Raw genomic sequence first — 6,280 nt, forward strand, 5'->3', positions numbered from 1 at the left:
GGCGCGCTGGACTTGATCAGAATCCTGTTCGTGTACAGATCATCATCCGGGAAGGTGCGTCCTCCCGGGATCCACAGCTTTCGATCATTCCTCTGTCGAAAGACGACTTTCGTTGGATCCATGTGGGGTCGGGCTCGCCGAGCTCGTTTGCTCTCCGTTGTGCAGAGAGTAGTGCAAAATTATCTGCCGCCGTGTAGTCGAAATTGTGCCTACCGGTAGGGCCGCCAACTGGGACGACTAAGGCTTGATGTTGTCGTCGAAATTTTGCAGCATCCGGTTGTTTTAACAAGTAGGTGACCGCGGCTAGAACGCTCGGGTTGGGAGTTAGTGGGCTCTTCATGCGTAAGCTCCTCTCAAGGCTGAACCGTTCGTAAATCAGGCACAAGGAGATAGTTGAGGATGGTGGCAATCTAGATTTCTCTATATTCCAGTGTTTTTATGCTTTAAGGGTTGGTGAAATCGTTCATGGAGTGAATTGGGCCTTTGGGTTTGATGCAAGGAACCGTTCAGAGTTTCGCAATCTTGCAGCCATTGTTTCCAGTAAGTCCTGGGAATTGTGCGACAATCCATTTGCATTCACTAGTAGCTCTCGAACGGCCGGGTCATATAATTTGGCGACAATTTTCTCGTCGTCGACCGAACCTTTATGCTCGACCTCATTGAGGAGTCGGCCTGATGGAGATTTTATAGAGTCGATTTCTGGCGCGAAGCTGGGATTGTCGATCGTATTGTGCAGGTGACAATTTGAAAGACTGCCTTCAATAATATGAATGTACGAAAGGATCATCTTAAATCCGTTCACGCGCACTGAATTCGAAGTTTTTGAATTTGCCAGGTATTGAAAAGTATCGTCAAGTGCAACCAGGAATTGACTTTTTATAGCCGTTTCAGGGGGATATTCCATCTAAACGCCTTCCTTGCGTTGGAATCTGATATTGGACCCAAATCCCGTGTCTGGTCTTAAGGCACCAAGGCTTCTGAACTTTCTGAATTGGAAGCCGACCAATAAATTGGTGAATACATACCGCCGTGTCAGCATTCTTACATGTTTCGCCGCCATGGTGTCGCGAGTTGATTGTTCCGCACTGGAAAAAATGCCAGTTCAACAGGTATGAAGCGGCCATCCGGGCAGGATCCGGACCGGATGGTCATGTGACTACACGAGTTTCGAAGCGCCATATTTTGTCACGAAATACCCATGGGTGCGGCTCGGAGCAAGTAAAGAGATCATTGTTCATGCCGATCCATTCGCCTAGGTGCAGGGGGAGGAACGGACGTTAGTTGCGCGATGCCGCACCGCGTAAGTCACGGCGAATTTTCTTAGTGAGAGCGGAAAGAATCACGACTCCGGAAAGTGGAATCCAGCAGTATCCCGTCTGCGTCCGAGTTGGTCCGTCACATCCGAATGCAGATTAGTAGCAGAAAAAGACGATTGGCGAACCGCTTAGGCCGGCGTGCGCGACGGTCTCCCCGCAACCCTCGTAGTAATCCGGCTCTTCGGGAACCAGAATGCGTGAGGTCGATCCGGCGATGAGCTGTTTAGATACAAGATGTGGAGGCAGCTTGAAACCATCGGTCAGATGTGGTTTCAGTTAGAGCTGCGCGAGATACGCCCGATCGTCGATTTCGAGAGGTCGGTCTTCTCGGCCATCGACGTCCGAAACCAGTGCGTAGCATGCGGCGGCGATTGTTCGAGAGCAGTTGAAACCGTTCACCGTCGGCGGTACGAACTCAGGTTCGGAATGCTCTTCGGGCATCATCCTCGTATCGTAAGGGACTGCACCCACTTCAGTTGACACGTGGGGTTGATAGCTTCAAGCCGCGTAAAAAGCCTGGTTGATTGTCTCAAACTCGATCGGGGTGAGCTTCCCGAGGCGCCGTTGCCGACGTTTGCGATGGTACGTTTTCTCGATCCAGGTCACGATCGCGAGCCGCAACTGTTCTTGAGTCGACCACCGTTGACGGTCGAGGACGTTCTTCTGCAACATTGAGAAGAAGGATTCCATGGCGGCATTGCCACCGCATGCCCCGACCCTACCCATGGAACCTTGTAAACCGTTGTCGGACAACACATGAACGAATTTCCTCGACCGAAATTAGCTACCCCGATCGGAATGTACGATCGTTCCGGCCCGCCCCGTACTCGTCGGGGCTGAGGTAGCCGAGTCGCTATTGGATGCGGGTGGTGTTCCACCATCGCAGGTAATCAGTGAGCCCCTCGTGAAACTCGTCGAGAGTGTCGGGTTTCTGGACGGGAGAACCATTCCTCCTTGAGATGGCTGAAGATGTCAACGTCGGATGAAAAGTGATCGGTGATCGTCGGACGAAAATTCACCACTTGGCTTTGATTAGTCCCTGTTGGATCGGTTCTTGGTCAGAAGTTCTCGGCGGGATCGGGTGCGGTAGGAGTCGCCGCTGAGGGTGAGTACTTCGGCGTGGTGGACGAGTCGGTCGATCATCGCTGCGGCGACGACGTCGTCGGAAAATGTTTCGCCCCATCGATCTGGGGTTGGCACTTGTTCGTCTCCGTGGAAACCCGCAGCTCGCTGGGACTTCAGCATGTTTTCGCGTTTCAGCCTTCTTCAAGCTGTGAGCGGTCTATATTAGGTGCTGCCTTAACCGTTCAGGTGTGAAGAAGGTGTGCTGATGACAGAAGGTCTGCGGCTGATCCCGGGCAACGTCGTTCCGATAGAGTCGATCGAGTCAGATCCTGTTGTGTTCCAACGTAACTGCGTGGACGCCTTCGTCGCATCCTGGCGTGCTCGGGGCTTCAGCCCAGTCACTATCGACAACGACATCGGGCTACTCGAGCGGACGCTGACGGCGCTGGGACGGCCTGCGTGGGAAGTCACCGCCGAGGACATCGACCGAGTCGTTGGCAGCCTCGCAGTCGCGGGCCGTGCTCCGTCGACTCGGCGGGAGTATGTGCAGATCTTCAAGGGATTCCACTGGTTCCTCCAGGTCCGCAAGGCAGCCGAGATCGAGGCTGTGTTCGGGGTGAAGCTGGTCTGTCCGGTGGATGAGTTCAACGCCTCCCGCCATGTCGGCGACGATTCGCCGGCGCTGGTGCAGCCTCCGACTCCGGAGCGCGTGCGGGAGTTCTTCGAGTTCATGAAGGCGCGCATCGTCACGGCCCGAAAATATGGGCCGGCAGCTCGGGACTACGCGCTGTTCCGGACGCTCTATCATGCCGGACTGCGCTCGGAAGAGGCTGCGCTGCTCGACCTTCCGGATGTGCATTTCGATCGTGGTCCGTTCGGCAAACTTCATGTCCGCTTCGGTAAGGGCGCCAGGATGTCCGGTCCTCGGCCGCGATGGGTTCCGATGCTCGACGGTCTGGACCTGGTGCTGCGCTGGTTCCTGACCGACGTGCGGCCCAAGTTCCCGGACTCGCCGGTGTTGTTCGCCGACGAGTCCGGCGGGCCGCTGCATCGTGGAACGATCCGCAACCGGCTGCGATATCTGATGGAGCTCGAAGGGCGCCCGCGTTCGGAGCGGTTCAGCCCGCATGCGCTGCGACGTGCGTGCGCGACCCACAACTATGAGCGTGGCGTGGATCTGGTTGCGATCCAACAGCTTCTGGGTCACTGGACCGTCGGATCGACAATGCGGTATGTCCGGCCATCGGCGACCTTCATCGAGGACGCGTATCGGCGCGCGGTGACCACCACCCTGGCCGAGCTCAGCGGAGAGGACGAGCGAGCGTGAGGATCAAGTGGCGACTGCGGATGGCCGCGGCCCAACGCGAAGTGTGGACCGGGACCGAGCTGCGCAGGCTGCTGGCAGACAAAGCCGGGCTGGAGATGTCGGCGGCGTCGGTGTCGGCGCTGTTCACCAAGGAACCCACCCAGATCAAGATGACGACGCTGATCGCGTTGTGCACTGCCTTGCAATGCACTCCGGACGACTTGTTCGAGATCGACACCACTCCCGTCGAGCGTCCTGCCGAGCCGCCGATCCGACCGGCGCCGACGCAGCGCCAAGCCGTCAACGCCCGCGGCCGCTCGCTGCCGCCGATATGACACGCCGACCTGGAAGTCATTGCAGAACATGGGTAAACGCCAGCGTGACTGTGTCGAGTGCGGCGGACCGGTGGGCATCATCGGCCAAGCAACCGTGCCCTGACTGCAGCCGCAGTAGGGTGCTGGTCGTCGAGACAGGTCGTTGCGTGCTTTGTTCCCGCCGGTGCGCGCAGTGCGATCACAAGGTCCGCTTCGCGGAGGCCGTGTTGTGCCGGGGCCGCGGCCTTCGGCATGACCGCCGAGGCCGCCATGATCTACCTGGCAGACTTCGTCGACCCGACCCGACTGCCGAACCCGTGAAATTTCGGCGCCACTACGCACAGATTCGCGCGAACATGTGCGCTTTCCCGAACGGGAGGTTGGAGGTGACCATGACCGAGCCTTGCTCGTATCGGGAGGCGATCAGCTGGAAGAACAAGTTCGCCGCGTCCTGATCGAAGGGGTGTATCCGACCTCGTCGATGATGATCAGCTTGTAACGACGGATCTTCTTGAGTTCGGTTTCGAGTTGCCCGGCATGATGCGCGGTGCTCAACCGAGTGATCCAGTTGCTGGCAGTGTCGAAGAGGACGGAATATCCGGCGTAGGCGGCTTTGACTCCGAGTCCGATCGCGATGTGTGTCTTGCCGATACCCGGGGGTCCGAGCAGGATGACGTTTTCCGCTTTGGGAACGAACATGCCAGTCGCCAAGTGCGCCAGCACATCACGTCGTAGCGACGGTAGGTGGTCGAGATTGAAGTCTTCGAGTGTTTTCACTGCTGGGAAGTGCGCCGTGCGGATTCGCATGATCGTGCCCGCCGACTCACGATCGGCGAGTTGGCGGCCCAATACTGCTGCGAGGTATTCCTCGTGTGACCAGTTCTCGTCGCGGGCGTGATCGGCGAGCTCTTCCCATACTCGTCCGATCGTCGGAGTCTTCAATACTCTTGTCAGATATGCGATCTGGGACGGCACTCCGTCCGCTGGCGGTGCCGAGGCGGCTGCCTCGGCGGCTTTCTTCTTGGTTGCGGTTGTCATGATGTGGTCCTCACTGTTGTCGGGGTGGATTCGAGATCGACGCCGAACAGAGCGTCGTAATCTGGCAATGCCCGCAACGAGACGGGGTGCCCGTCGATGTGCCGGCGTGTGGCCGCTGCCGTGCGGCGGCGCCGTTCGTCCGCCAGTCCGCGGCGCAGTTGCGCCGCAGTATCGACGTGATCAGGATCGGTGACGACCACGTGTTTCGCCCATGAACGGTCGTGGCGGGCAACGATCTGGTCGTTGCAGCGGGCCACCACGCGGGTGGGGCTGGCGCTCACATCGACGAACCGGCCGATCACTCGTGGATCGATCGAATAGTCGGCGCCGTCGACACGCACGTAGTAATCCCGCGCCAACCGGATCCGGTGAGTGAGTCCGATCGCCGGAATGACCGGTGGCAGTTCGATCATCGCCGCCACGTCGGTGGCGAGCAGATCGACAGGTCGGCCACCGATCGCCCGCACGGTGCGAGTATTCGCTCGTGTGAGCCAGTCACGGAGTTGGGCGTTGAAATCAGGCGGTGAGGTGAACGTCCGGCCGGGTAGAAACGAAGTTTCCAGGTAGCCGTTGGCGCGTTCGACCATGCCCTTGTACTCCGGGTCCCGCGGTGGAGCCAACTGGATCCGAGTCGCTAACGTTCCGGCGAACGCAGCAGCAGGTGTGGTGATCTTCCCGGTGCCTCCGATTGCTGATTCTCGGTCCCACACCAGCGTTTTCGGGACCTTACCCAACCCGGAGATCAGTTCCCACATCCCAGACAAGAGTCGCCACCTTGTCTGGACGGGATCATCACCGCCGAGATGAACCGCGAGTACTCCGACCGTTGGACAGTTCCAAACGAATGAGACTCAACTCATAATTGCACCTCAGGCTGCGTCCGGTGTTACGCCAGAATGCGTCCGGTCCGGACAAGACTCTGAGTCTGTTGAGCTGCAGAAACACATCGGTAGGGCATTCTCGGTGCGCACTCACCCTTCTGATTAGCCAACAATTGGCTCAGCCTGACTCCAGAACGGATCGGTCCCGGACGCGGCGCAGACATGTTCGGCGCTGTGCGCATCGAACCTCGCCCTTCACGAGCAGCGGTCCACATTGTCCGTTCTTCACATGAATTTGCAGAGAGGTGCGCCGATGACCGTCACCAGATTTGAGAGCGTCCAGGGAGGAATGATCGAAACCTGTGGATCCCGGGAGGACGCACCTTCCCGGATGATGATCTGTACACGAACAGGATTCTG

The 6,280-nt window shown here is 58.2% G+C and carries 4 protein-coding genes and 4 pseudogenes; 2 read left to right on the forward strand and 6 right to left on the reverse strand.

What is annotated here, in order from left to right; all coding sequences use genetic code 11:
* Positions 1–463: 463 nt before the first annotated feature.
* From R4P70_RS32295 to R4P70_RS32310, 4 genes and pseudogenes are all read right to left on the reverse strand, one after another.
* Positions 464–904, reverse strand: coding sequence for a hypothetical protein (locus tag R4P70_RS32295; RefSeq protein WP_080656786.1), 441 nt, complete (start codon positions 902–904; stop codon positions 464–466).
* A 688-nt stretch (positions 905–1,592) separates the two neighbouring features.
* Complete coding sequence (locus tag R4P70_RS32300; protein WP_021334707.1) at positions 1,593–1,760, reverse strand: hypothetical protein; 168 nt, start codon at positions 1,758–1,760, stop codon at positions 1,593–1,595.
* Between the two features lie 54 nt (positions 1,761–1,814).
* Positions 1,815–2,126 (reverse strand): annotated as a pseudogene (locus R4P70_RS32305) (transposase); the annotation flags it as partial.
* A gap of 222 nt (positions 2,127–2,348) precedes the next feature.
* Positions 2,349–2,501 (reverse strand): annotated as a pseudogene (locus R4P70_RS32310) (ATP-binding protein); the annotation flags it as partial.
* Between the two features lie 145 nt (positions 2,502–2,646).
* Between R4P70_RS32310 and R4P70_RS32315 the strand changes: the two are divergent.
* Together R4P70_RS32315 and R4P70_RS32320 are read left to right on the forward strand one after the other, a co-directional pair.
* Positions 2,647–3,708, forward strand: a complete 1,062-nt coding sequence (locus R4P70_RS32315) for a tyrosine-type recombinase/integrase (protein WP_030538082.1) — start codon at positions 2,647–2,649, stop codon at positions 3,706–3,708.
* A complete protein-coding gene (locus tag R4P70_RS32320; RefSeq protein WP_011331594.1) occupies positions 3,705–4,022 on the forward strand; it encodes a helix-turn-helix domain-containing protein in 318 nt (105 codons plus the stop codon). The genes R4P70_RS32315 and R4P70_RS32320 overlap by 4 nt, the downstream gene beginning before the upstream one ends.
* 343 nt (positions 4,023–4,365) lie before the next feature.
* On the opposite strand, the pseudogene istB reads toward R4P70_RS32320, so the two are convergent.
* Together istB and R4P70_RS32330 are read right to left on the reverse strand one after the other, a co-directional pair.
* A pseudogene (gene istB / locus R4P70_RS32325) lies at positions 4,366–5,039 on the reverse strand (IS21-like element helper ATPase IstB); the annotation flags it as partial.
* Positions 5,036–5,856: pseudogene (locus R4P70_RS32330) on the reverse strand (Mu transposase domain-containing protein); the annotation flags it as partial. The pseudogenes R4P70_RS32330 and istB, both read right to left, overlap by 4 nt.
* Positions 5,857–6,280: the final 424 nt, after the last annotated feature.

This window comes from Rhodococcus sp. IEGM 1241 (assembly GCF_033142365.1).
Classification (GTDB): domain Bacteria; phylum Actinomycetota; class Actinomycetes; order Mycobacteriales; family Mycobacteriaceae; genus Rhodococcus_F; species Rhodococcus_F erythropolis.